General features: G+C 62.8%; 22 protein-coding genes. 17 read left to right on the forward strand and 5 right to left on the reverse strand.

The window, feature by feature from the left end:
- Positions 1–211: 211 nt before the first annotated feature.
- Entirely contained in the window at positions 212–1,132 is a 921-nt protein-coding gene (locus B015_RS30240) for a transglutaminase-like cysteine peptidase (protein ID WP_245262105.1), read from the reverse strand.
- Between the two features lie 251 nt (positions 1,133–1,383).
- Here B015_RS30240 and B015_RS0101890 point away from each other — a divergent pair, with 251 nt between their 5' ends.
- From B015_RS0101890 to B015_RS0101930, 9 genes are all read left to right on the forward strand, one after another.
- Entirely contained in the window at positions 1,384–2,088 is a 705-nt protein-coding gene (locus B015_RS0101890; RefSeq protein ID WP_018425957.1) for a thermonuclease family protein, read from the forward strand.
- A gap of 154 nt (positions 2,089–2,242) precedes the next feature.
- A complete protein-coding gene (locus B015_RS32415) occupies positions 2,243–3,031 on the forward strand; it encodes a GGDEF domain-containing protein (RefSeq protein ID WP_157632671.1) in 789 nt (262 codons plus the stop codon).
- A 119-nt stretch (positions 3,032–3,150) separates the two neighbouring features.
- Positions 3,151–4,377, forward strand: a complete 1,227-nt coding sequence (locus B015_RS0101900) for a TadE/TadG family type IV pilus assembly protein (RefSeq protein WP_018425959.1) — start codon at positions 3,151–3,153, stop codon at positions 4,375–4,377.
- Positions 4,378–4,501: 124 nt separating this feature from the next.
- Entirely contained in the window at positions 4,502–5,620 is a 1,119-nt protein-coding gene (locus B015_RS0101905) for a hypothetical protein (RefSeq protein WP_018425960.1), read from the forward strand.
- A 196-nt stretch (positions 5,621–5,816) separates the two neighbouring features.
- On the forward strand, positions 5,817–6,488 hold the full coding sequence (locus B015_RS0101910; RefSeq protein WP_018425961.1) for an amino acid ABC transporter permease: 672 nt from the start codon (positions 5,817–5,819) through the stop codon (positions 6,486–6,488).
- Positions 6,488–7,159 (forward strand): amino acid ABC transporter permease, encoded by a 672-nt coding sequence (locus B015_RS0101915; protein WP_018425962.1) that lies wholly within the window; start codon positions 6,488–6,490, stop codon positions 7,157–7,159. Before B015_RS0101910 ends, B015_RS0101915 begins: the two co-directional genes overlap by 1 nt.
- Complete coding sequence (locus tag B015_RS0101920; RefSeq protein ID WP_018425963.1) at positions 7,160–7,891, forward strand: amino acid ABC transporter ATP-binding protein; 732 nt, start codon at positions 7,160–7,162, stop codon at positions 7,889–7,891.
- A 10-nt stretch (positions 7,892–7,901) separates the two neighbouring features.
- Positions 7,902–8,825 carry an isoaspartyl peptidase/L-asparaginase gene (locus B015_RS0101925; protein ID WP_018425964.1) on the forward strand — a complete coding sequence of 308 codons (924 nt, stop codon included), beginning with the start codon at positions 7,902–7,904 and terminating at the stop codon, positions 8,823–8,825.
- A gap of 18 nt (positions 8,826–8,843) precedes the next feature.
- The gene (locus tag B015_RS0101930) at positions 8,844–9,641 is read left to right on the forward strand and encodes a transporter substrate-binding domain-containing protein (protein ID WP_018425965.1); all 798 of its coding nucleotides are present in this window, start codon (positions 8,844–8,846) and stop codon (positions 9,639–9,641) included.
- A gap of 68 nt (positions 9,642–9,709) precedes the next feature.
- Here the strand turns inward: B015_RS0101930 and B015_RS0101935 are convergent, their stop codons facing one another.
- Positions 9,710–10,708: a LacI family DNA-binding transcriptional regulator gene (locus B015_RS0101935; RefSeq protein WP_018425966.1), complete on the reverse strand. Its 999-nt coding sequence runs from the start codon at positions 10,706–10,708 to the stop codon at positions 9,710–9,712.
- Between the two features lie 84 nt (positions 10,709–10,792).
- Here B015_RS0101935 and B015_RS0101940 point away from each other — a divergent pair, with 84 nt between their 5' ends.
- Both B015_RS0101940 and B015_RS0101945 read left to right on the forward strand, forming a co-directional pair.
- Positions 10,793–11,707: an ROK family protein gene (locus B015_RS0101940; protein WP_018425967.1), complete on the forward strand. Its 915-nt coding sequence runs from the start codon at positions 10,793–10,795 to the stop codon at positions 11,705–11,707.
- Complete coding sequence (locus tag B015_RS0101945) at positions 11,700–12,440, forward strand: copper homeostasis protein CutC (RefSeq protein WP_245262107.1); 741 nt, start codon at positions 11,700–11,702, stop codon at positions 12,438–12,440. The genes B015_RS0101940 and B015_RS0101945 overlap by 8 nt, the downstream gene beginning before the upstream one ends.
- A gap of 6 nt (positions 12,441–12,446) precedes the next feature.
- On the opposite strand, the gene B015_RS0101950 is transcribed toward B015_RS0101945, so the two are convergent.
- Genes B015_RS0101950 through B015_RS0101960 form a run of 3 tightly spaced genes read right to left on the reverse strand, consistent with a single transcriptional unit; the run spans position 12,447 to position 17,301 of the window.
- Entirely contained in the window at positions 12,447–14,003 is a 1,557-nt protein-coding gene (locus B015_RS0101950) for a SpoVR family protein (RefSeq protein WP_018425969.1), read from the reverse strand.
- A gap of 9 nt (positions 14,004–14,012) precedes the next feature.
- The gene (locus B015_RS0101955) at positions 14,013–15,329 is read right to left on the reverse strand and encodes a YeaH/YhbH family protein (RefSeq protein ID WP_018425970.1); all 1,317 of its coding nucleotides are present in this window, start codon (positions 15,327–15,329) and stop codon (positions 14,013–14,015) included.
- 22 nt (positions 15,330–15,351) lie between these two features.
- Positions 15,352–17,301, reverse strand: a complete 1,950-nt coding sequence (locus B015_RS0101960) for a PrkA family serine protein kinase (RefSeq protein ID WP_018425971.1) — start codon at positions 17,299–17,301, stop codon at positions 15,352–15,354.
- 498 nt (positions 17,302–17,799) lie between these two features.
- On the opposite strand from B015_RS0101960, the gene B015_RS0101965 reads away from it, so the two are divergent.
- From B015_RS0101965 to B015_RS0101990, 6 genes are all read left to right on the forward strand, one after another.
- Positions 17,800–18,756 carry a sugar-binding transcriptional regulator gene (locus B015_RS0101965; RefSeq protein WP_018425972.1) on the forward strand — a complete coding sequence of 319 codons (957 nt, stop codon included), beginning with the start codon at positions 17,800–17,802 and terminating at the stop codon, positions 18,754–18,756.
- A gap of 243 nt (positions 18,757–18,999) precedes the next feature.
- The gene (locus tag B015_RS0101970; protein WP_018425973.1) at positions 19,000–20,310 is read left to right on the forward strand and encodes a sugar ABC transporter substrate-binding protein; all 1,311 of its coding nucleotides are present in this window, start codon (positions 19,000–19,002) and stop codon (positions 20,308–20,310) included.
- An 85-nt stretch (positions 20,311–20,395) separates the two neighbouring features.
- Positions 20,396–21,268 carry a sugar ABC transporter permease gene (locus tag B015_RS0101975; protein ID WP_018425974.1) on the forward strand — a complete coding sequence of 291 codons (873 nt, stop codon included), beginning with the start codon at positions 20,396–20,398 and terminating at the stop codon, positions 21,266–21,268.
- A gap of 10 nt (positions 21,269–21,278) precedes the next feature.
- The gene (locus B015_RS0101980) at positions 21,279–22,103 is read left to right on the forward strand and encodes a carbohydrate ABC transporter permease (protein ID WP_018425975.1); all 825 of its coding nucleotides are present in this window, start codon (positions 21,279–21,281) and stop codon (positions 22,101–22,103) included.
- Positions 22,104–22,121: 18 nt separating this feature from the next.
- Positions 22,122–23,120, forward strand: coding sequence for an ABC transporter ATP-binding protein (locus B015_RS0101985; protein ID WP_018425976.1), 999 nt, complete (start codon positions 22,122–22,124; stop codon positions 23,118–23,120).
- Positions 23,117–23,893, forward strand: a complete 777-nt coding sequence (locus tag B015_RS0101990) for an L-iditol 2-dehydrogenase (protein ID WP_026226790.1) — start codon at positions 23,117–23,119, stop codon at positions 23,891–23,893. Before B015_RS0101985 ends, B015_RS0101990 begins: the two co-directional genes overlap by 4 nt.
- Positions 23,894–23,899: the final 6 nt, after the last annotated feature.

The following is a 23,899-nucleotide window of genomic DNA, read 5'->3' on the forward strand; positions in this document are numbered from 1 at the left end:
TTCAGGGGGATTCCCAACATTTGCCCAAGCACTGTATCAAAAATGCTACATTTCCAGCGGCTAAAACTACTTTTGCTGATGCGTTGGTCCAAGTGTTGAGGTCGCTTTTGCGGGGCTATTACCTTTCCGTCAGAGTCCAACCGCAGATTGCCGAGTCTCGAGCGGACCGAGTCGCAAATTCCTTGCGGTGGCATACTCGATCTCACTCACATCACTGCGGCACCGGGCCTTCGCCGGGAGCAATGGCGGCAAAGTTGTTGCCGACCGATGCAACCTGCGCCGAACCCGGCTTGGCGCCGTGGATCCAGGCGCGGTCCGTGCTGAACGAATAAAGCGGCACATAGCTGCGGTAGGCGCCGTCGCGGGCCACCGTATTGCTGAGGTTGTCGAGGATGAAAGTTCCGCTCTGGGTCGCGACCGACAACACCGCGTGGAAGACGCCGCGGCTCCTGTCCTGCAGCACCACCAGCGACATGCTCTGCGCCGGAACGCCGGCCTCGATCAGTGCTGCCATTTTGAGGATGACGTAGTCTTCGCAGTCGCCGGCGCCGCGCGCCAGGATCTCGGTGGGTTTGGCCCAGTAGTCCATGTCGCCGTAATTGGCTTCGTCCTTGCGGTAGGCGATCAATGTGTTGATGCCACGATTGACCGCCGCCAGCTTGTCCAGGAACTTCTGGTCGCGTGCTTTGGTCACCAGTGCGGCGAAGGAAGCGCCATTCTTGCCGCAGGCGGATGCGTCGGCACAGCCGTCGATGGCGCTGTAGATCTTGGCCCAGCGTGCAGCGACCGGGAAGTTGCGCATTGGAATGGCAACCGAGCCGAAGACACCGGGAATGATCGCTGCAGTCTTGATCGGATCGACGCCGGGGGAGGGCTGCTCTTCTGCTTTGCTACGCTCGACCAGGCCGTAACCGTCAAAGTCCCTGCCGAAGCCGAACACGACGGTCGTGGAGGCGGGGCGAACTTCGCTTAGCACCAGTCCGCCGAGCAAGCGCGGCGGCTGCCATTCCGTAGTGGTGGCCGCTGCTTGGCCGTCGCTTGCAGCGGCGACTTGCATCGTTCCCGCCAGCAGTGCTGCAACGGTAAAACTCTTCAGCGCGAATATTGAGCAGCTTGTTGCTGTTGATTTCATGACGCCCACCATTTGAAGTGGACGTTACAGATGTGGTCTCAAATTATCGGAAACGAACGCAGGTAATCACAGTATAAAATCCAAGTTATACTTTGTATCAAAATTGCCGAAAATTTTCTGCTTTGTTTAATCGAGCAGATGGAAGGCTGGTGCGTTGCCACATTACGTGTCTTCATTTTGGTCGGCGGAGGGAACAAAGGCATGGCAGCAGGCCGCGAATTTGACCGCAGGCCGTCGTCCGAGTGGCGCGCATGATCGTTTCGCGTACGGCCATGATCTATTGTGCGGCGATAGCGGCGATGGCGGGTGTTGCCGTCTTGCTCATGCCCAGCGACCGGACCCGCCTGCCGCCGCAGCCAGTCTTTGGCGACCAACGGCAACCGCAGGGCGGGCAGTCGGAGGCCGCTCTGGCTCCACTCGGAGGCGCAGAAGTAGCCTCCCTTGCAGCTCGGACCGTCGCCGCCGATGTCGTCGCCCCGCCAGCCAGCGCAGGCCACCCTTTGCAGCGTGTCGCGGCGCGGCCGCCGCTCGGCGATCTCGGTGTTGCCGCCCAGCCGAGACGAACGCCTTCAGGCGATTGGCAAGGCACGCTTCTCTACCGACCTGTGGTGACGTCTTCGGCTTCGTTCGAGACAATGGGGTACGTCATCTCGATTGCCGATGTGGAGGCGGTCCCGCTCGGCAAGACCTGCGACTATGAAGGCGTTACCTGGTCATGCGGCGGGCGCGCCATGCTTGCATTCAGATATTGGCTGCGCGGTCGCGCGCTCGTGTGCGCCGTGAAACCGGCTGCCGACCGTGTTGCCGCCGCGGTACCGTGCCGACTGGGCAAGCAGGATGTGGGCGCATGGCTGGTTGCCAATGGCTGGGCGCTGGCGCGGCCGGGCGGTGCATATGAGAAGGCAGAGAGCGTCGCGCGCAGTGCCCGGATGGGCATTTTCGGGCCGCCGGGTTGAGCGTCCGAACCCGGGTCGCACCGAGGTTTTATGGCAGCTGAATAGGGAAAATGAGCGCCTTTCGAACACATCCCTCAAATTGTTCGTATTCACAGAGGGAATGTTTCATTCTCCGCCTGTAGATCGATTCGTGACGAGTACGGAGGGATCTGGCGTGGACAATAATGGTGCGGGGCATTCGGGTCGGGATTGGGCGCCGATCGTTCGCTATTCGCTTCTCGGCACTGCCGCTTGCGCGGTGGTGGCTGCGGGAGCGGCGGCGGTGCTGTTCAGTGGTCAGCCCGACGGGACCTTCTGGCGCGGTGTGATCGGCGCCGGTGCCGGTGCCTCGTTGGTGGCTGCACCCTTGCTGGCCCTGGTCGCCAATGAACGGCGCAAGTTTGCCTCGCTCCGCTCGGAAGTCAGCAGGCTGTCTTCGACCGACGCGCTCACCTCCTGCCTCAACAGCGGCGTTTTCGCCAATCTGATCGATGCCTTCCGCGGCAACTCCGCGTCCGGCGGCCGCCGGCAGGGTGCGTTGCTGGTCGTCGAGATCGATGATTTCCGCGCCATCAACGCCAAGTTCGGCCATGCTTGGGGTGATGAGGTGCTCAAGAGCGTCGCCGGAACCATCAAGTCGTCGGTCCGCGCCGGCGACCTGGTCGGTCGCATCGGCGGCGAGGAGTTCGGTATCTTCCTGCCCGGCACCAGCCGCGAGAATGCCGAGCGTGTCGCCGAGCGTATCCGTGGTACCGTCTCCGACACCATTCTCGAACCGGGCGCCCGGCAACTGCCACTGTCGGTCAGCGTCGGCGCGGTGCTGTTCGAAGACCAGGTCGAGTTTGACGATCTGTTCCGTCATGCCGACGATCGCCTCAGCGAAGCCAAGGCACGTGGCCGCAACCGCATCGAGTTTGCCGAGTTGTCGGACCAGCCTGAAGGCCGCCCAAGCTACGACTCCTGAGGTTCGCGCAACCCTGCGCTGCCTAATCGCGAGACCGCTTGCATTTTAACGGTTCGTGCAAGACTTCCTGAAATCTCAGCATGTCCTAATGTGCCGCAGCAACTGGCGGGGGTCAGGCCATGTGGAAGTTCCTGCGGGCCGAGAATGGAAATTTCGGCGTCATGACGGCGATCGCCATGGTGCCGATCATGGCGGCGGTCGCCGGAGCGGTCGACTTCGTCAGCATCAACAATAAGGCTGACAAGCTTCAGAACTCACTCGACACCGCCGGATTGGCCATTGGCACGAAGTACTATTCGGGTATGACCAAGACCGAGCTGACAGAGCTTGGTCGAAGCTTCTTCGAGGCCAACCTGGTCCGCATCCGTGAGAACGCGGACGACCTGATTTACAACGAGCAGGTCAGTGATTTCGAAGCGTCGGCGTCTTCGTCCGGCGACAAGAACTTCATCGAGGTCAAGTCCAGCATTCACCAGCTGGGAATGTTCGGTGGCTCGATAGACTGGACCGCACATCGCCGGTCAGTCGTGCAGGTGGCGCCTGGTCAGCCGGCCTGCGTGCTTGCGCTTGATCCTCACGCCTCGGCCTCGGTCAAGCTGCAAGGGTCCACCCGGGTCACGCTCGATGGCTGCATCATCGCCTCGAATTCCGATGCCGCCGATTCCGTCTCGCGCGGAGGATCGGCACTTGTGCAGGCGGAATGTGTGGTAACGGTCGGCACAACGATGGGTCTTGGCACGTCCAGTACCAAGCTGGCCTGCGGGCTCCCGCATGAGCGCCAGCTGGCGTCGCTCGACCCGTTGGCGAATGTCGTGCCGCCGCCCTATACCGCCTGCCAGAACGTTCCTGGCGGCAAGACCAAGACGCTGTCGCCCGGCACCTTCTGCAACAAGACGATCTCGGGCGATGTCACGCTCGAGCCGGGCAACTACATCCTGCGGGGTGGACAGATCAAGCTTGGTGGCAATGGCAGGCTGACCGGAGCTGGTGTCACCATCTTCCTGATGGAGGATGCGCAATTTGTCTCCAATGCCAACGAGGTGATCAATCTGTCGCCGCCGTCCACCGGCCCCTATGCAGGCATCACCATCTACCAGGTTAAGACCAACACCAACGATGTTCAGATCAATGGCGGTTCGGGATCGAACGTCGCCGGTTTCATCTACGCGCCGGCCGCCCACGTTTTTTACGCCGGCAATTCCGACATGACGGGAGATGGTCTGTGCATTCGCATCGTCGGCAACACCATCGAGATGACCGGCAACTCATCGGTGAAGTCCAACTGCGATGCCGAGCTTGGCGGAAAGAAGATGTATGCCGGCCGCATCATCTCTTTGGTTAGGTGAGCCCGGCAATGTCGGCGCACCTTGTGTCTCCGCCTGCAACAGTTGGTTGCTGGCGCTCATATCCCAAGCCTCTAATCTGAGGCGGGGCTTGATTCGCACACCGTTTGGAGAGGGAGAAACCCCGGTGTTCATAAGCAGGAAGATCTTCTTCAGCGCAGTCTCGGCAATCGCCATCAGCGTCTTGCCAATCACGCTCGATTCGTCGTCCATCGTCAGTTTCGCCAAGGCGCATGCCAAGGGTGGAGACAAGGGCGGTGGCAACGACAAGGGTGGTGGGAGCGACAAGGGCGCCGATCGGGGCGGCGGCAACGCTGGCCGTGGCAAAAGCGATGACAATGGCAAAGGCAAGGGCGGAGGGGCGGAAAAGTCCGGGGGCAAGTCGGCATCGGCCGGCAACCTGCTGGACACGCTGCTCAGCGGCGGCAAGCCCGAGAACCGGAAAGCCAAGCCGGCGGTTGAAAAGGGCGCCAAGTCGAGCAAGAAGGCCAAGTCCGTCGACGTCGCGGCGCTTGATACGCCTGGCGGCAAGCCGGTCAAGGAAAAGAACCTGAATGCCCGGCTGGCCGGCCTGAATTCGCTCAATCGCAACTACCACGCCTATCTCAGCTCGCAGTCGCCGCGCATGGCCCTCATCAGGGACTATGTGCTCGCGTCGGCCAACGCCGACCTGGCGGGCGACGCGCTGAAGGCTGCCGCCGACAAGGCGGCGCTGTCGCAGGCTGCCCTTGATGCCGCCCTGGCGGCCATCGAGCCGTTCGACGGCAGCGCGCCGGTCGCCGATCCGACTGCCGACGCGCTCCAGGCGCGCCTGGATGAGCTGAACGGCATGGAGCCACCCGTCGATCCAGCTCAACTTGACGCCTTCAACGCCGAGAAGCAGGCGTTGTCTGATGCGCTTGCCGCTGCAGACAAGCTGGCGACGGACGAACAGGCGGTTGTCGACGCCCAGGCTGCTGCGGATGCTGCGGCAGTAGGCACCACAGACGCGGATCTCAAGGAGGCCCTGATGGCGGCCGCCAACAAGAACCGCGTTGCCGAATATGGCGACGAATACATCAACGACCAGGTGATGGACTGGGCCAAGGATGTGCTCGGCGTCGGCGACGCCTACGGCAAGATCGATCAGGTCAAGGAAGCGCTGGCAACCAAGACCGCGTCGGTCGAGCCCGAGCCTGAGCCGGTGGTCGAGCCCGTTGTCGAAGCCGCCCCGGCAGTGCTTCCTGTCCTGTTGCCGGCGAACTGACGCTTCGGGTCAGCCACTGAAGAATTCTCGACCGCCGCCGGGTCTCCCGGCGGCGGTTTCATTTTTGCGGAGGGCATGGTCCGGCGCCATTGTGCGCCGGCATGGGAAAAACAACCGGAACTCGCTCGTTCCCCGTTGACTCCGCCCTATCTGTTTTGCAGAGTGAAACCGGTTTCACTTTCCGGGAACATGCCGCTTGAAGTTCGACCTGTCGATCCTTGCCAAGCATATCCCTTTCCTGCTGGAAGGGGCGTGGCTGACCTTTCAGGTCTGCCTGCTTGCCGTCGTCGGCAGTCTGGTGCTCGGGCTGCTGGTCGCAGCGGCGCGCACGTCCGCCTCGCCGCTGCTCAACCGGCTGTCGGCTATCTATGTCGATATTTTCCGCAACATTCCTTTCATCGTGCAGCTGTTCTTCTTCTATTTCGGGCTGCCCGAGATCGGTATCTACATCGATGCCTTCACGACCGGCGTCATCGCCATGTCGATCGCAGGCGGTGCCTTCACCTCTGACGTCATTCGCTCGGGCATCCTGGCAATCGACCCGGGCATCATCGAGGCTGCGCAGGTCAGCGGGCTGAAGAAAAGCACGATCTTTCGCAAGATCGTCATGCCCATTGCCCTGCGCGCCTCGGTTCGACCGCTGGGCTCGGTGTTCATCAACCTGATCCTGACCTCGTCGATCCTGTCGACCATCACGCTCAATGAACTGACCGGCTCGGCCAAGATCGTCGCGTCCAATACTTTCAGGCCCTTCGAGGTCTATTTCGTCCTGCTCGTCGCCTATGCGGCGCTGACCTGGTTCGTATCGATCCTGATCGGCCTGCTGCACCGCTACCTCAATCGCAACCAGGCGGAAGGGGCGGTCTGATGCGCTACGGAGACTTCACGCCTTACGATCTGGTGCTGCTGCTCCAGGGGCTGGGTGTTTCGCTGGCGCTGTTCGTGTCGACCACGCTGATCGGTCTGGTCATCGGCGCGCTGTGGGCGGTGATCCGGTTCTATCGTGTGCCGGTGCTGGCACAGGTTGTGGCCTTCGTCGCCGAGCTGCTCAAGAACTCGCCTGTTCTGGTGCAGCTGTTCTTGGTTTTCTTCGGCCTGCCAGCGTTCCTCAAGATCAACGTCACGCCGACGGAAGCCGCCGTCATCACGCTGTCGGGTAACAGTGCCGCCTTCATCTACGTCATCGCTGTTTCGGCCATCGAATCGGTCGGCCGCGACCAGATCGAGGCCGCGCGCGTGTTTGGTCTCAGCCGTTGGCAGATCCTGCGCCGGGTGATCGCGCCGCAGGCGGCGGCCTTCGCCATCGGCCCGTTGACGGGCCTGCTGGTCAACCAGTTGCAGGTCACCTCGCTGATCTCGGTCATCGGCGTCATGGACCTGACCAAGGTCGGCAACATTCTCAACTTGCGCACGCTGAAGCCCTTCGCCGTCTGGGCCGCCGTCGGTGCGCTCTATTATCTCACCGCCAAGCTGGTGGCTTATGCCGGCGCCCGCTTCGAGAAGCGGCTTCGCGCCCATACCGCCTGGAAGGGTCTGTAAATGATCAGCATCACCGGCCTGCGCAAATCCTTCGGCGCCGCCACTGTCCTCAACGGCATCGACCTCGAGATCCGCCAGGGCGAGGTGGTCTCGGTGCTCGGCTCGTCCGGCTCGGGCAAATCGACGCTCATCCGCTGCATCAACGGTCTCGAAAAGATCGATGCCGGCAAGATCACGGTTGACGGTTTCGACGTCTCCAAGCCGCGCGAACTGTCTGAAGCGCGCAAGCGCTCGGGCACCGTGTTCCAGCTGTTCAACCTCTATCCGCACATGACGGCGGTGCAGAATGTAGCGCTTGCCCCGGTCGAGGTGCTCAAGGTGCCGCGCAAGCAGGCCGAGGCCGAAGCGCGTGAATTGCTGCGTTCGGTCGGGCTGTCCGAACGTGCCGACGCCTATCCGGCGCAGCTGTCGGGCGGCCAGCGCCAGCGTGTCGGCATCTGCCGGGCGCTCGCGATGAAGCCGAGCTATCTCCTGCTCGACGAAGTCACCAGCGCGCTCGATCCCGAGATGACGGCGGAGGTGCTGTCGATCCTGGCCAATCTCGCCAAGGGCGGCACGACCATGGTGTTCGTCACTCACGAGATCGAGTTCGCCCGTTCCATCTCCACGCGCATCGCCTTCCTCGACAAGGGTCAGATGATCGCCGACCTGCCGACTGCCGACTTCTTTTCCGACAAGGGCATGGCGCTGCCGCGCGTAGCCCAGTTCCTCTCCAAGATGCGCAAAGACTGAAAAGACCGAAATGATCCTGCTTGCCAATTCCGAGGCCTGGCCCGGCTTCTCCAAGAGCGTCGACCTTCTGAAGGCTGGTCGCCACGGCCTCGATGCCATGGTGGCCGGCATCGGCGAAGTCGAGCGTGAAGTGAAGGTCCGTTCCGTCGGCTTCGGCGGCTGGCCGAACATGCTCGGCCGCATGGAATTCGACGCCGGTGTCATGGACGGCACAAGCCGCGAGGTCGGTGCCGTTGGCGCCGTGCCTGATACGCTGCCGGTGTCGGCGCTCGCCCATGAAGTGATGAAGCGCCTGCCGCATGTCATGCTGACAGGCGACGGTGCCCGTCGCTTTGCCACCGAGATCGGCTTTGGCATCGACGAGACGCTCTACGAAGACAGCAAGCGCGTCTGGTGGGAGCGTCTGCAGAAGGAGCTTTCGTCGGAAGAGCTGGCAAAATTCCCCGACATTCCGCTGGCGCCGCTGAGCCGCACCATCACCGATCCGGAGCGTGTCCGCGACACCACCGTGTTCCTGTCCAAGGACAGTGCCGCCGGCCTCAACGTCGTCACCTCGACCTCGGGCTGGGCGTGGAAATATCCTGGCCGCCTCGGCGACTCGCCTATTCCCGGTGCCGGCTTCTATGCCGACAGCCGCTTTGGTGCTGCCGCCTGCACCCACACCGGCGAGATGACCATGCGCTGCGGCACCGCGCGCACCATCGTGCTGGCCATGCGGCTTGGCCATTCGCTCGAACAAGCGATTGCTTTGGCTGTCGAGGAGTTGCTTGAGCTGAAAAGTGGCTTTCTCGCCGGTGTCGTCATCCACGCGCTCGACGCTCACGGCAAACACAAGGTCGTCAGTCTGAATTGCGAAGAACAGATCCGCTACTGGTACTGGGACGAAACCCTGCCGGAACCGGAACACCGCTTCGCCGAACCGTTTACATCCTAAAACTCAAGGGAGAGGAAAATGAAGAACCTGATTGCAAAACTGGCGGGCGCAGCGCTTGCCATCGGCCTGGCGGCCACGGGCGCAGCCCAGGCCGGCAAGATCGATGAGATCCGCGAGCGCGGCACCGTCCGCATCGGCGTGTCGCTCGGCGGCGAGCCGATCGGCTTCCGCGACGCCCAGAACAACCCCGTCGGCTATGACGTCGACGTGGCCACCATGCTCGCCGAAAAGCTCGGCGTGCCGGTCGAGTTCGTCGACGTGTCGGGCGACGCCCGCATCTCGATGCTGGTGTCGGGCCAGATCGACATCGCGGTCGCCAACACCTCCGCGACGCTCGAGCGCGCCAAGTCGGTGGATTTCTCGATCCCCTACAACCGCGCCGGCTTGCGCATCATCGTCCAGAAGGACGCCGGCATCACTTCGCTTGAGGGCCTCGCCGGCAAGAAGATCGTCGTCGGCCGCGGCTCGACCGGCGAAACCTTCATCAAGAAGGCGGCGCCCCAGGCCGAGCTCGTCTACACCGACAACTTCTCGCCCGAGGGCGTGCTGCTGCTCCAGCAGAAGCGCGTCGACGCGGCCATCGAGGACTCCTCGCTGCTCGACTATCTCGCCACCAAGAACGAAAACCTGGTGACGCTGCCGGGCCTGCACTCCAACGACCCGATCGGCATCGCGGTCGCCAAGGGCGACGATGGTTTCGTGCGCTGGATCGACATGTTCGTGTCGGACTACATCCAGAGCGGCGCCTATGAGACCAACTACAAGAAGTGGTGGGGCGAGACCGCCAACCCGCCGGCACTGACCCCGCTCTGGTAATACGGAGTTGAGACAACGGGCAGGCGGGACATTCCGGCCTGCCCGTTTTGCATTCGGCTCGTCTGGTTTCAGGACGTCGAGCGCGGCACGAAGAAGGTCGGCACCGTCACGTCGGCCTTGCCGTTAGCGAACTCGCCGGGTCGGGTCAGGAAACGCAGGATCTCGGCGACATAGGCATTCTTGTCGTAGCCGATGGACGAGATCGGATAGGCCTCGAAGTCGGTCAGCGACAGGTTGTCGAAGCCGTAGAGCCTGAAGCGCCCGGGCCGGTTGTGCGAGAGTGCTGCGCGGTGAACGTCCATCACGCCCATGGCCATGGCATCCGAGGTGCAGAACACCGCATCGACATCTGGCCAATCGCCCGACTGGGCCATCTGGCGGCCGCTCGCATAAGAATAGTCGCCGCGCAGTTCGGCAACGAGGCGGATGCCGTGCCGATGCATCTCGGCCTTGTAGGCGGCGATGCGGCTCTGCTCGACCGGCGAGGATACGCGGCCGGTGACGAGCGCCGCCGTGCCGACACCCTTGCCGGCGGCGTCGGCCACAGCTTCCGCGATGCCGATGGCTTCGTCGGGCACGACCGAGGGCGAGGAGCCGTCATGCATGCCGTTAAGCATCAGGACGTCGTCGCTGCGGAACATCTTGCGCACGCTTTTGGCGTCGGCGAAGTCGGAGAACACCAGTGCTGCATCGACATGGTAGGCGACGCCGTTGCGCAGGAACTCCTCGATGCGCTCGACAGAGCCGACGCGCAGGAAGATGACCTGCTTGCCGATCGACTGGATTTCGCCGATCAGCAGGTCGAACAGATCCAGGTCGGAGAAGTCGTGGATGTGGTTGACGATGACGGCGATCAGATTGACGGTCTTGGTGGTCAGGCTGCGCGCCAAGAGATTGGGCTTGAAGCCGAGCTTCTCTGCTGCTTCAAGCACACGCGCGCGCTTGTCGGCCGAGACCGGGCGGCTTTCGCTCGACAGCGCCCGCGAGGCGATGGCGCGCGATACGCCGGCAAGCTCGGCGACATCGGCGATGGTCGGCGATGTCCGTCGTTTGCGCGAACTGTCCATTGCTGCCTTTGCTAAGTGTCGGTCTTTGGATCCGGCGTCCTGGCCGGGGCGCCCGGCCGCAGAATTCATTCGGGAACTGATTTGATGATTACCTGCTTCGACATTGGCGGTTCAACGATAAAAAGCGCCCGCGCCCGATCGGCCGGCGAAATCGAGATCATCGACCGGGTGGCGACGCCACTCGACGATTTCGACGCCTTCGCCGCCGTCATCGCCGAGCGCGTCGGGACAGGCGAAGCGCGCACGAAGGGCGTGTCCATCTCCATCGCCGGCGTCGTCGACCCCGCCTCAGGCAGCCTGAAATGCGCCAACATCCCTTGCGTCGACGGCCGCCTGATCGCCGACGACCTGGCGAGGGCCATCGGCCTGCCGGTGTGGATCGCCAATGACGCCGATTGTTTTGCGCTCGCCGAGGCGACCAGTGGCGCCGGCAAGGGCCATCGCAACGTCTTCGGCGTAATCCTCGGCACTGGCGTCGGCGGCGGGCTTGTCATCGATGGCCGCATCGTTGCGGGTGCCGGCGGTTATGCCGGCGAGTGGGGGCATGGCAAGGCGTTGCAGACAAGCGTTGGCCAGCCGCCCGTCGAGGTGCCGCATTTCGCCTGCGGCTGCGGCCAGTCCGGCTGCGTCGACACCATCGGCGGCGCCCGCGGCATGGAAAAGCTGCATAGGCTTCTCTGTGGCGAGGTGCTGTCGAGCACCGAGGTCATCGACCGCTGGCGCGCCGGCGAGGCGAAGACGAGCCGCACCATCGACATCTATCTCGAACTGGTCAGCGTGCCGCTGGCGCTGACGCTCAACATCATCGGCTCGTCCATCGTGCCTGTTGGAGGCGGCCTGTCCAACGTGCCCGAACTGATCGAAGCGCTGGACCGCGAGGTGCGTGGCCGCACCCTGCGCCGCGCCGCCAATCCGCTGGTGGTCAAGGCAGCGCTGAGCACCGAACCCGGCCTGATCGGCGCAGCAGCGCTCGGCCTGCAGGAGATTGCCCATGTCTGAGGCGACAATGTCTGAGACCGTCCTGCTCGAAGTCTGTGTCGACAGCCCGGAGGGCCTCGCTGCGGCGATCGCGGGCGGCGCCGACCGCATCGAACTCTGCGCCGCGCTCGAGACCGGCGGGTTGACCCCGTCGCCCGGCCTGATGGCGCTGGCGGCCAATGCGCCGATCCCGGTGTACGCGATGATCCGCTCCCGACCCGGCGATTTCGTCTACGACGATGGCGACATGGCCGCTCTCCTGGCGGATATCGATGCGGTGCGCGCTGCTGGCCTCGAAGGTGTCGTGCTCGGCGCTAACCACGCCGACGGCAGCCTCGACCGCGATGTGCTCGCCAAGCTGGCGGCGCATGCCCAGGGGCTGGGCATGACGCTGCACCGCGCCTTCGACCTCGCCGGCCCGGACTTTGACGGGGCCATCGACCTCGCCATCGAACTGGGCTTCGAACGCATCCTCACCTCCGGCGGTGAAACGACAGCGCTGAAAGGGCTGGACGCTCTCGCGGCCTGCTTCACCCATGCCGGCGACCGCATCGCCATCATGCCGGGATCGGGGGTCAATCTCGAAACCCTTGGCGCCATCCTGGCGCGGCTGCCCTTCCGCGAAATCCACTCGTCCTGCTCGGTGGCGTCAGATGTTGCCGGCGGCAAGGCGCTGGAACTCGGTTTTGTCTCGCCACGCCCGAAGCACACCGACATCGACACCGTCAGGGCAATGAAGGCCGCACTGTCCTAATCGGGTTCAGGGCTGCTCGGCGAGGTCCTTGCTCGAAATCTCATAGAGCGTCTTGTCGGTCTGCGCATCGACGCCGACGAGGCTCACCTCGTGCCCCCACAGGCGCTGCACGTGGCGCAGGGTCGCGTCGCGGCTCTGCTCGACCAGCGTTCCGCCTTGGTGGACGGTGTGCTTGAGACGCAGCTTGCGGTCGCCCTTGAGGTCGGCGTCGACAGCCTGGATGTCGGGCTGGGTCATACCGACATCGTAGCTGTCCGCCAGCTTCGAGCGCACCCGCTCGTAGCCGCGCTCGTCATGGATTGCGGTCACCTCGTAATAGGGGTCGGACGATTCTTCGCGCAGCGAAAACAGCCGCATCTCGCGGATCAGCGCCGGGCTCATGAACTGGCGGATAAAGGATTCGTCGCGGTGGCTGGCCCAGGCGTCGATCAGCGTCGCGCGCCAGTCGCCATTGCCGGCGAAATCGGGGAACCAGTCCTTGTCCTCCGCCGTCGGCTCCATGCAGATGCGCTGGATGTCGCGCATCATGTTGAAGCCCAGCGTGTAGGGGTTCAGCCCGCCATAGCGCGGGTCGTCGAAGCTTGGCTGGAACACCACGTTGGAATGGCTCTGCAACACTTCCAGCATGGTGCCTTCGCTGATCAGCCCGCGGTCGAACAGGCTGTTCATGATGGTGTAGTGGGTGAAGGTTGCGCAGCCCTCGTTCATCACCTTGGTCTGGCGCTGCGGATAGAAATATTGCGCGATGACGCGCACGATTCGCAGCACCTCGCGTTGCCATGGCTTCAGCACCGGGCTGTATTTCTCCAGGAAGTAGAGCAGGTTTTCTTCCGGATATTCGATTGCCTGCTGGCGTTCGGACAGGTCGGTCTCGACCTCGCGCGGCGCGCTTGTCTCATGCGCCTGGGGCAGGGTACGCCACAGATCGCTGAAGGTGCGTTCCTCGTGCTCCAGCCGCTCGCGGATGCGCGCCTGCTCGCGCTCGACCGAGAGCCGAGGCCTGCGGCGATAGCGGAACACTGCCTGCGGCATCAGTGCGTGCGCGGCATCGAGCACGGCCTCGACCGCAGCCGGCCCGTAGCGCTCCTCGCAGCGGGCAACGTAGCTTTTGGCGAACTCCATATAGGCGAGGATGGCGCCTGCATCCGTCCATTGCTGGAACAGGTAGTTATTCTTGAAGAAGTGGTTATGGCCGAAGGACGCATGCGCGATGACCAGCGTCTGCATCGCCATGGTGTTTTCTTCCATGAGATAGGTGATGCAGGGATTGGAGTTGATCACCAGCTCGTAGGCGAGGCCCATGCGGCCCCTGCGATAGAGGTTCGACTCGTGGACGAAATGCTTGCCGAAGGACCAGTGCTGGTACATCAGCGGCATGCCGATCGACGAATAGGCGTCGAGCATCTGTTCCGACGAAATCACCTCGATCTGGTTGGGGTAGAAGTCGAGATGCATCTCGTCGACGGCGATCTCCCGGATCGCCTCATAGGCGCGCGATAGGTCGCTGAAATTCCAGTCGGAACTGGTGAACAGCAGTTGCGGGGCTTTCGAACGCTTCTCCACCTTGCATCCTCAACTGCGCTTGCCCGAAGGCGGCTGCTTGGCGAACAGCTCGTGGAAGACGGGGTAAATGTCTGCGGGCTTGGCGATGCGGGTCATCTCGAAATTGGGCCACTCTTCGCTGACTGAGCGATAGGCGTTCCACAGCGACGTGCCGTTGTCGGCGTGGCGGAACATCTCGCTCTCGCGCTCGTCGATGATCTCGACATAGGCGTAATACTGGCAGAGACGCATCAGCGTGTCGTTCAGCATCGAAACGCACTTGTCGGAATCGTTGGGGATGTTGTCGCCATCCGACGCCTGGGCGGCGTAGATGTTCCACTCATGGCTGGGATAGCGCTCGCGGATGACGCGCAGCATCTCTTCCAGCGCCGTCGACACGACGGTGCCGCCGCTCTGGGTGCTGTAGAAGAACGTGTCCTCGTCGACCTCCGAGGCCTCGTGGGTGTGGCGGATGAAGACGATGTCCGTCTTCTGGTAACGCCGCTTGAGGAACAGGTGCAAGAGCACGAAGAAGCGCTTGGCCAGGTCCTTTTCGCGTTCACCCATCGAGCCGGAGACGTCCATCAGGCAGAACATCACAGCATTGGCATTGGGCACCGGCTGCGGCTCGAAACGCTTGAAGCGCACGTCGATGGGATCGATGTAGGGAATGAGCTTGCGCCGGCGCAGCAGCGTGGCGTGCCTGTCGCGCAATTCGGCGAGGCGTTGCAACGTGGCCGGGATGGGCCGCTTCTCCTCTTCCAACTGCTTGATCTCTTCGGCGAGTGCGTCGAGTTCGTCCTGCTTCGGCCGATGCAGCGCGATGCGCCGGCCGAAGCTGTTGAACATCGTGCGCGCCACGCTGATGCTGGTCGGGTTGCCGCTCATCGTGTAGCCGGCCCGGCGCGGCCGGAAGGTCACGACCTCCTTGAGGTTGAGCTTCACCAGGTCGGGCAGCTCGAGGTCCTCGAAGAACAGGTCAAGCACCTCCTCGCGGGTCAGCGCGAACTGGAAGTCGTCCTCGCCTTCGCCCGAGGCCGACGGTTCTGAGCCCTTGCCGCCGCCGGCCGCCGGGCGCGGGATGCGGTCGCCGGTGCCGAACACCTTGTTGCCGGGCAGCACCTCTTCGCGCGTGCCGGTGTGGGTGGCGCGCTGGAAGGTCGGTTCGCCGATACCCTTGGTCGGAATGCGGATCGTCTGGTCTGTGTCGGCTGTGTCGATCTTTCCCGATTTGACGCGCTCGTTGATCGCCCGCTTCAGCTCGTCGCGGGCGCGCTTGAGGAAACGCTGCCTGTTGCCAAGGCTCTTGTCCTTGGGGTTCAGGCGCCGGTCGATGAAATTGGGCATTGTGTCCCCGCCTTCTCGCCGGTCAGCCAGCCTTGTTGACGCGCATGTACCAGTCGACCAGCCGACGCACCTGGCGCTGCGTGTAGCCGCGTTCGGTCATGCGCTGGACGAATTCGGCATGCTGCTTTTCGGTCGTGGTATCGCGCTTGGCGCCGAAGCTGATGACGGGCAGCAGGTCCTCGACCTGGCCGAACATGCGCTTCTCGATGACCTCGCGCAGCTTCTCGTAGCTGGTCCAGGACGGGTTGCGGCCGTTGTTCTTGGCGCGCGCCCTCAGCGTGAACTTCACCACCTCGTTGCGGAAGTCCTTGGGGTTGGCGATACCCGCCGGCTTCTCGATCTGCGACAGCTCGGAATCGAGGATGCCGCGGTTGAGGATCTGGCCGGTGTCGGGGTCCTTGTAGTCTTGGTCCTCGATCCAGGCGTCGGCATAGGCGATGTAGCGGTCGAACAGGTTCTGGCCGTATTCGCTGTAGCTTTCGAGATAGGCCTTCTGGATCTCGTGGCCGATGAACTCGGCGTAGCGGGTGGCGATCTCCGACTTGATGAAGTCGAGATAGGACTGCTCGATCTCGCTCGGATATTGCTCGCGCTTGATCGCCTGTTCCATCACATACATCAGGTGCACCGGGTCGGCGGCGATCTCCTTGGTGTCGTAATTGAAGGTCTCGGACAGCACCTTGAAGGCAAAGCGCGTGCTGACGCCGGTCATGCCTTCGTCGACGCCGGCCGCATCGCGATACTCCTGCATCGACTTGGCCTTGGGGTCTACGTCCTTCAGGTTCTCGCCGTCATAGACGCGCATCTTGGTGTAGAGCGGCGAATTCTCGTGCTCTGTGAGACGCGTCGACACGGTGAAGCGGCTGAGGATGTCGAGCACTTCGGGTGCGCAGGGGTTGTTGACCAGCTCGCTCTCGCGCAAGAGCTTTTCATATATCAGCCGCTCTTCGGTGACGCGCAGGCAATAGGGCACCTTGACCACCAGGATGCGGTCGAGGAACGCCTCGTTGTTCCTGTTGCTCTTGAACTGCAGCCATTCGGATTCGTTCGAATGGGCCAGCACGATGCCCTGGTAGGGGAAGGCGCCGAAGCTTTCGGTGCCGTTGTAGTTGCCCTCCTGGGTCGCGGTCAGAAGCGGGTGCAGCACCTTGATCGGCGCCTTGAACATCTCGACGAATTCCAGCAGGCCCTGCGTCGTGCGGTTGAGGCCGCCGCTGTAGGAATAGGCGTCGGGATCGGCCTGGCTGAAATTTTCGAGCTTGCGGATGTCGACCTTGCCGACCAGCGCCGAAACGTCCTGGTTGTTCTCGTCGCCGGGTTCGGTCTTGGCGATGCAGATCTGGCGCAGACGCGATGGCATCAGCTTGACGACCGAGAACTTGGAGACGTCGCCGCCGATTTCCTCGAGCCGCTTGGCGGCCCAGGGCGAGATCAGGCCGGTCAGCCTGCGCCGGGCGATGCCATACTTGTCTTCAAGAAGGTCCGCCATACGTTCGGGGTGGAACAGGCCGAGCGGGGATTCGAAGATCGGGCTGATCTGGCCGTTGACCTTCAGCGTATAGATCGGCCGCTCCTCCATCAGCTTCTTCAGCCGCTCGGCGAGCGACGACTTGCCGCCGCCGACCGGGCCGAGCAGATAGAGGATCTGCTTGCGTTCCTCGAGCCCCTGGGCGGCGTAGCGGAAGTAGCCGACGATGCGTTCGATCGTGTCTTCCATGCCGTAGAATTCGGGAAAGGCCGGATAAATCTTGATGGTCCGGTTGGCGAAGATGCGCCCGAGCCTTGCGTCGGCGCTGGTGTCGATCAGTGTGGGGGCGCCGATGGCGTCCACCATCCGTTCGGCCGCAGTGGCATACATCGACGGCTGCTCGCGGCAGGCGAGCAGATATTGCTGGAGGCTCATCTCCTCGGTGGTCTGACTGCCGTAGATCTCCGAGAAAAGATTGAAGACGTCGGTTTCGCGCGTTTGCATGGCACCCTCACAATGCCGAAGCCGGTGTCGGGAGTGATCGCCAACTTCAGCTCTTTGCCTACATCTCAACTTCCCTGAACAAGCAAAGTTCCGTCACAGAATCTTGTGATCGAATATTTGCTGCGGACATATCGAACAGCTGGTTGAAGAGGCCATCAGCATGGCCGCAATGACCGCTGTCTTCGTCGGTAATTTACGCTGATTTATGCACGCGGCATTTCAACTGTCGGCTGCAATCGCGCGTGAAGCGGGTCGGGCTGGCTTCTTATGCGGAACAGCCGGAACTGATTCCATTAATACACCCGATTCGGGCCATCGCGCATCAAGGTCGTTAGATGGCGGTAGAAAATCGGGCTCCCTTCACTCAGATACGAGTCCGGTGGCGAACAGGTTTCCTGCTATTCGGCAGGTCGGGCAAATATGCTCAATTCTGAGCAATTGCGCATTTTTGAAAATACTGCGAAACTGGCGCTGCAAGTTACAGGTGAGACGTCCGTTATGAGTGCCCGGCCCGAAAGCAGCAATCCCAGGCTCGACGATGCGGCGCGTGCCGGCTGGCTCTATTATGTGGCCGGCAACACCCAGGACCAGATTGCCAGCAAGCTCGGGATCTCCCGCCAGACGGCCCAGCGCCTTGTCTCGCTGGCCATGTCCGAGGGGTTGATCAAGGTACGCGTCGACCACCCCATCGCTTCCTGCCTCGACCTGGCGGCCAAGCTGAAATCGCGCTTCGCGCTCGACCTTGTCGAGGTGACGCCGAGCGACCCCGACTCCACCTCGTCGACCATCGGCATCGCCCAGGCGGCGGCGGTCGAGATTGAGAAATGGTTGCGCAATCCGGAGCCGATTGTCATGGCCATCGGCACCGGCCGCACGCTCAAGGCGGCGATCGAGCAGCTGCCGCCGATGGAGTGTCCGCAGCACAAGGTGGTGTCACTGACCGGCAACATCTCGCCCGACGGCTCGGCCGCCTTCTACAACGTCATCTTCACCATGGCCGACACCATCAAGGCGCGCAGTTTCCCGATGCCGCTGCCGGCCATCGCGTCTTCGCCTGAGGAGCGAAAAATGCTGCACAGCCAGCCGCTTATCCAGCCCACCTTGGCGCTGGCAGCGCAGGCCGACGTCACCTTTGTCGGCGTCGGCGATCTCGGTCCCAGGGCGCCGCTGCTCGTCGACGGCTTCATCACCGAGACCGAGCTCAAGGCGCTGCAGCGGGCGGGAGCCGTCGGCGAGATCGTCGGCTGGGCCTTCGACCGCGATGGCAGGCTGATCGACGGCATCACCAACGAACGTGTCGCCTCTGCGCCATTGCCGTCGCGCGAGCGTTCGCTGGTCGTGGCGCTTGCCATGGGCGAGCGCAAACTCCCCGGAATCCTGGCGGCCATAACACGCCGGCTCGTCAATGGCCTGATCACCGACGAGCGCACCGCGGCAGCCCTGCTGGCGGGCTGAAACCACATCTCCAATTCGGTCGACTGAAGACGGCAGGTGTTTTCCTGCCGTCTCGACGACCATGCGCGCAGCATCTGGGCGGGTCCTTCGGTGACCCTAGTTGTCCAAAGCGTGGGCAATCGATGCCGCATTGGGCGGCCGCGGATCGGGCGCATCCAGAATCTTGCTTGACATAAATCATACGAGATGAATAATTGCCCACAACTAAGGCAAATGCTCACCTTGGTTTATGGGAGGAATTCGATGAAACTGACCACGCTCATTCTGGGCCTGTGTGGTGCGAGCGCGCTTGCGTTCGCCGCGCACGCCGAAACGATCACCATCGCCACGGTCAACAATGGCGACATGATCCGCATGCAGAAGCTGACGGACGACTTCAAAGCCAAGAATCCCGGGATTGACCTGCAATGGGTCACGCTCGAAGAGAACGTGCTGCGCGAGCGTGTCACCACCGACATTGCCACCAAGGGCGGGCAGTACGACGTCATGACCATCGGCACCTACGAGGTTCCGATCTGGGCCAAGCAGCAGTGGCTTCTCCCGCTCGACAATCTTGGTGCCGACTATGACGCAGCCGACATCATCCCGGCCATCGCCGGTGGCCTGTCGGCCGACGGCAAGCTCTACGCCGCGCCCTTCTACGGCGAGAGTTCCTTCGTCATGTACCGCAAGGACCTGATGGACAAGGCCGGCCTCAAGATGCCGGAGGCACCGACCTGGGAGTTCATCGGCGAGGCGGCGCGCAAGATGACCGACCGCGCCAATGACATCAACGGCGTCTGCCTGCGCGGCAAGGCTGGCTGGGGCGAGAACATGGCCTTCCTGACCGCCATGTCCAACTCCTTCGGAGCCCGCTGGTTCGATGAGAAGTGGCAGCCGCAGTTCGACCAGCCCGAATGGAAGAACACACTGGACTTCTACGTCAAGCTGATGAACGACGCCGGCCCGCAGGGTGCGTCCTCGAACGGCTTCAACGAGAACCTGGCGCTGTTCCAGCAGGGCAAGTGCGGCATGTGGATCGACGCCACCGTCGCCGCCTCCTTCGTCTCCGATCCGAAGAACTCGACCGTCGCCGACAAGGTTGGCTATGCGCTGGCGCCCGACAATGGCCTCGGCAAGCGCGGCAACTGGCTGTGGGCCTGGTCGCTCGGCATTCCTGCCGGCACGCAGAAGGCAGCGGCGGCTGAAAAGTTCGTCGCCTGGGCGACCGGCAAGGGTTATCTCGACCTCGTCGCCTCGAAGGAAGGCTGGGCCAACGTTCCTCCTGGAACGCGTACCTCGCTCTACAACAATCCCGAATATGAGAAGGCGGCACCCTTCGCCAAGATGACGCTCGACTCGATCAATTCGGCCGACCCGACCAAGCCCACCGTCAAGCCGGTGCCCTATGTCGGCGTCCAGTTCGTGGCCATCCCCGAGTTCCAGGGATTGGGCACGACGGTTGGCCAGCTGTTCTCGGCGGCACTAGCCGGCCAGACCTCGGTCGATGACGCTCTGGCCCAGGCCCAGCAGGTCTCGGTCCGCGAGATGACCCGCGCCGGCTACATCAAATAAGCAGGGACCTCCCCCAGCCTCGGCCGCCCGTTTCCCAGTCGGGCGGCCACCTTTTCCGATCCGCCCTGATGCAGAGGTGATCGCCATGGCTACCCGACAGACCCGCACGCTGGCGCGCTTCATGATGGCGCCTTCCGTCATCCTGCTGTTCATCTGGATGATCGTGCCACTGGCAATGACCTTGTGGTTCTCGTTCCAGAACTACAACCTGCTCAATCCAGGCAATGTCAGCTTCGCCGGCCTGTTCAACTACAAGTATTTCTACACCGACCCGGCCTTCTTCCAGTCGATCTGGAACACGCTGCTGATCGTCGGCGGGGTGCTTCTGATCACCGTCATTGGCGGCATCGCGCTGGCACTGCTGCTCGACCAGCCGATGTTCGGCCAGGGCATCGTGCGCATCCTTGTCATTTCACCGTTCTTCGTCATGCCGCCGGTGGCAGCGCTTGTGTGGAAGAACATGATCATGCACCCCGGCTACGGTGTGCTCGCCGACATCAACAGGACCTTTGGGCTCAAGCCCGTCGACTGGTTTGCGCAATATCCGCTGCTGTCGATCATCATCATCGTTGCCTGGCAGTGGCTGCCTTTTGCGACGCTGATCCTGTTGACGGCGCTGCAGTCGCTGGATGGCGAGCAGAAGGAAGCCGCCGAGATGGATGGTGCGGGCTTCGTCAGCCGCTTCATCTACCTGACCATTCCGCATATCTCGCGCGCCATCACGGTGGTCATCCTGATCCAGACCATCTTCCTGCTCGGCGTCTACGCCGAGATCCTGGTCACCACCAATGGCGGCCCGGGCTATGCCTCCACCAACCTGCCGTTCCTGATCTATCGCACGGCACTGCTCGGCTACGACGTCGGCGGCGCCTCGGCCGGCGGCATCATCGCCGTCATCCTTGCCAACATCGTCGCCTTCTTCCTGATGCGCGCCGTCGGCAAGAACCTGGACAAGTGAGGAGGAACCGATGGCCCGCGCAGTCTCGACCAGACGCAAGATCGGCTTCACCGTGGCCGCCTGGGTGGTTGCCTTGCTGATCTTCTTCCCGATCCTCTACACCATCATCACCAGCTTCAAGTCGGAGAGCGAAGCGATTGCCGGCTTCAGCCTGATCCCGTCGGGCACGCTGGAGAGTTATGCCGAGGTCCAGGCGCAGAGCAACTATTTCAAGTTCTTCCTGAATTCGGTGATCATCGCCGTCGGCTCGACCATCCTGGCGTTGCTGATCGCCATTCCCGCCGCCTGGTCGATGGCGTTCTCGCCGACGAAGCGGACCAAGGACATCCTGATGTGGATGCTCTCCACCAAGATGATGCCTGCGGTCGCCGTGCTGGTGCCGATCTACCTGATCTTCCGCGACACGCATCTGCTCGATACCCGCATCGGCCTGACTGTCATGCTGATGCTGATCAACCTGCCGATCGTGGTGTGGATGCTCTACACCTACTTCCGCGAAATTCCCGGCGAGATCCTTGAAGCCGCGCGCATGGACGGCGCCACGCTCTGGGGCGAGATCGTCTATGTGCTGACGCCGATGGCGGTGCCGGGCATCGCTTCGACCATGCTGCTAAACATCATCCTGGCATGGAACGAGGCCTTCTGGACCATCCGCCTGACCACCACCAACGCCGCGCCGCTGACCGCCTTCATCGCGTCGTTCTCCAGTCCGCAAGGGCTGTTCTGGGCCAAGCTGTCGGCCGCATCGACTTTGGCCATCGCACCGATCCTGATCATGGGCTGGTTCTCCCAGCGCCAGCTTGTCCGCGGCCTGACCTTTGGCGCCGTGAAGTAGACCCCGCGGGAGGAAACCATGGGAAACATCAATCTCAAAAAAGTGTCGAAGTCCTTCGGCGCAACCACCATCATCCCCAACATCGATCTGGAGATCGAAGACGGCGAGTTCGTCGTCTTCGTCGGCCCCTCGGGCTGCGGCAAGTCGACATTGCTCAGGCTGATCGCCGGGCTGGAGGACACCTCCGCCGGCACGATCAGCATCGACGGCCGCGACGTCACCGACGAGGCGCCGGCCAAGCGCCGGCTGGCGATGGTGTTCCAGTCCTATGCGCTCTACCCGCATATGAGCGTCTACAAGAACATCGCCTTTCCGCTGAAGATGGCGGGCGAGGACGTTGCTGCCATCGACAAGAAGGTCAAGGATGCGGCGCGCGTTCTCAATCTCACCAACTATCTCGAGCGCCGGCCGGGCCAGCTCTCGGGTGGCCAGCGCCAGCGCGTCGCCATCGGCCGCGCCATCGTCCGCCAGCCCTCCGCCTTCCTGTTCGACGAGCCGCTGTCGAACCTCGACGCTGCCTTGCGCGGCACGATGCGGCTCGAGATCAGCGAGCTTCACCACCAGCTCAAGACCACCATGATCTACGTCACCCACGACCAGGTCGAAGCGATGACCATGGCCGACAAGATCGTCGTGCTCAACGCCGGCAACATCGAGCAGGTCGGCTCGCCGATGGAACTCTACAAGTCGCCGAGGAACCTGTTCGTCGCGGGTTTCATAGGCTCGCCCAAGATGAACCTCATCAACGGCGCAGCGGCTGCCAAACACGGTGCGACGACGATCGGCGTTCGGCCCGAGCATCTCGGCATTTCGACGACTGCAGGCGAATGGAAGGCAACCGTCGGCGTTGCCGAGCATCTCGGCTCCGATACCTTCCTGCATGTGCACGCCGATGATGTCGGTCCGCTGACGGTCCGCGCCGACGGCGAGATCGCGGTCCATCACGGCGAGACGGTCTTCCTGACGCCGAGCCCCGCCAAGGTCCATCGCTTCGACGCCGAAGGGAGAGCGATGTGAACGGACGGTTGCAGGGCAAATCGGCGCTGATAACAGGCGCCGCGCGCGGCATCGGCCGGGTTTTCGCCGAGGCCTATGTCGGCGAAGGCGCAACCGTCGCCATCGCCGACATCAACCTGGAGGCCGCCGAAAGGACTGCCGCCGAGATCGGCCCGTCCGCTTATGCCGTAAGGCTCGATGTCACCGACCAGGCATCGATAGAGGCCGCGATCAAATCCGTCGAAGCCCGCTGCGGCGGCATCGACATCCTGGTCAACAACGCGGCGCTGTTCGATCTGGCGCCGATCGTGGAAATCGGCAGGGCAAGTTACGACAGGCTGTTTTCAGTCAATGTCGCCGGCACGCTGTTCATGCTGCAGGCGGCGGCGAGGTCGATGATCTCGGCCGGCAAGGGCGGCAAGATCATCAACATGGCAAGCCAGGCCGGCCGGCGCGGCGAGGCGCTCGTCGCCGTCTATTGCGCCACCAAGGCGGCCGTCATCAGCCTGACCCAGTCGGCCGGGCTCGACCTCATCAAGCATCGCATCAACGTCAACGCCATCGCCCCCGGCGTGGTCGACGGCGAACATTGGGACCATGTCGATGAACTGTTCGCCCGATACGAAAACCGCCCGCGCGGCGAGAAAAAGCGCCTTGTCGGCGAGGCCGTCCCCTTCGGCCGCATGGGCACGGCGCAGGACCTTGTCGGCATGGCGATTTTCCTCGCTGGGCCGGAGAGCGAGTACGTCGTCGCCCAGACCTACAACGTCGATGGCGGCAACTGGATGAGTTGAATTGTC

Source organism: Hoeflea sp. 108, from assembly GCF_000372965.1.
Classification (GTDB): Bacteria; Pseudomonadota; Alphaproteobacteria; order Rhizobiales; family Rhizobiaceae; genus Aminobacter.

What these genes read in the sequence shown, in the direction of transcription:
- B015_RS30240 (WP_245262105.1), bottom strand. Translation starts at nt 1,132, where the DNA reads ATGAAATCAACAGCAACAAGCTGCTCAATATTCGCGCTGAAGAGTTTT.
- B015_RS0101890 (WP_018425957.1), top strand. Translation starts at nt 1,384, where the DNA reads ATGATCGTTTCGCGTACGGCCATGATCTATTGTGCGGCGATAGCGGCG.
- B015_RS0101900 (WP_018425959.1), top strand. Translation starts at nt 3,151, where the DNA reads ATGTGGAAGTTCCTGCGGGCCGAGAATGGAAATTTCGGCGTCATGACG.
- B015_RS0101915 (WP_018425962.1), top strand. Translation starts at nt 6,488, where the DNA reads ATGCGCTACGGAGACTTCACGCCTTACGATCTGGTGCTGCTGCTCCAG.
- B015_RS0101920 (WP_018425963.1), top strand. Translation starts at nt 7,160, where the DNA reads ATGATCAGCATCACCGGCCTGCGCAAATCCTTCGGCGCCGCCACTGTC.
- B015_RS0101925 (WP_018425964.1), top strand. Translation starts at nt 7,902, where the DNA reads ATGATCCTGCTTGCCAATTCCGAGGCCTGGCCCGGCTTCTCCAAGAGC.
- B015_RS0101930 (WP_018425965.1), top strand. Translation starts at nt 8,844, where the DNA reads ATGAAGAACCTGATTGCAAAACTGGCGGGCGCAGCGCTTGCCATCGGC.
- B015_RS0101935 (WP_018425966.1), bottom strand. Translation starts at nt 10,708, where the DNA reads ATGGACAGTTCGCGCAAACGACGGACATCGCCGACCATCGCCGATGTC.
- B015_RS0101940 (WP_018425967.1), top strand. Translation starts at nt 10,793, where the DNA reads ATGATTACCTGCTTCGACATTGGCGGTTCAACGATAAAAAGCGCCCGC.
- B015_RS0101945 (WP_245262107.1), top strand. Translation starts at nt 11,700, where the DNA reads ATGTCTGAGGCGACAATGTCTGAGACCGTCCTGCTCGAAGTCTGTGTC.
- B015_RS0101955 (WP_018425970.1), bottom strand. Translation starts at nt 15,329, where the DNA reads ATGCCCAATTTCATCGACCGGCGCCTGAACCCCAAGGACAAGAGCCTT.
- B015_RS0101960 (WP_018425971.1), bottom strand. Translation starts at nt 17,301, where the DNA reads ATGCAAACGCGCGAAACCGACGTCTTCAATCTTTTCTCGGAGATCTAC.
- B015_RS0101965 (WP_018425972.1), top strand. Translation starts at nt 17,800, where the DNA reads ATGAGTGCCCGGCCCGAAAGCAGCAATCCCAGGCTCGACGATGCGGCG.
- B015_RS0101970 (WP_018425973.1), top strand. Translation starts at nt 19,000, where the DNA reads ATGAAACTGACCACGCTCATTCTGGGCCTGTGTGGTGCGAGCGCGCTT.
- B015_RS0101975 (WP_018425974.1), top strand. Translation starts at nt 20,396, where the DNA reads ATGGCTACCCGACAGACCCGCACGCTGGCGCGCTTCATGATGGCGCCT.
- B015_RS0101980 (WP_018425975.1), top strand. Translation starts at nt 21,279, where the DNA reads ATGGCCCGCGCAGTCTCGACCAGACGCAAGATCGGCTTCACCGTGGCC.
- B015_RS0101985 (WP_018425976.1), top strand. Translation starts at nt 22,122, where the DNA reads ATGGGAAACATCAATCTCAAAAAAGTGTCGAAGTCCTTCGGCGCAACC.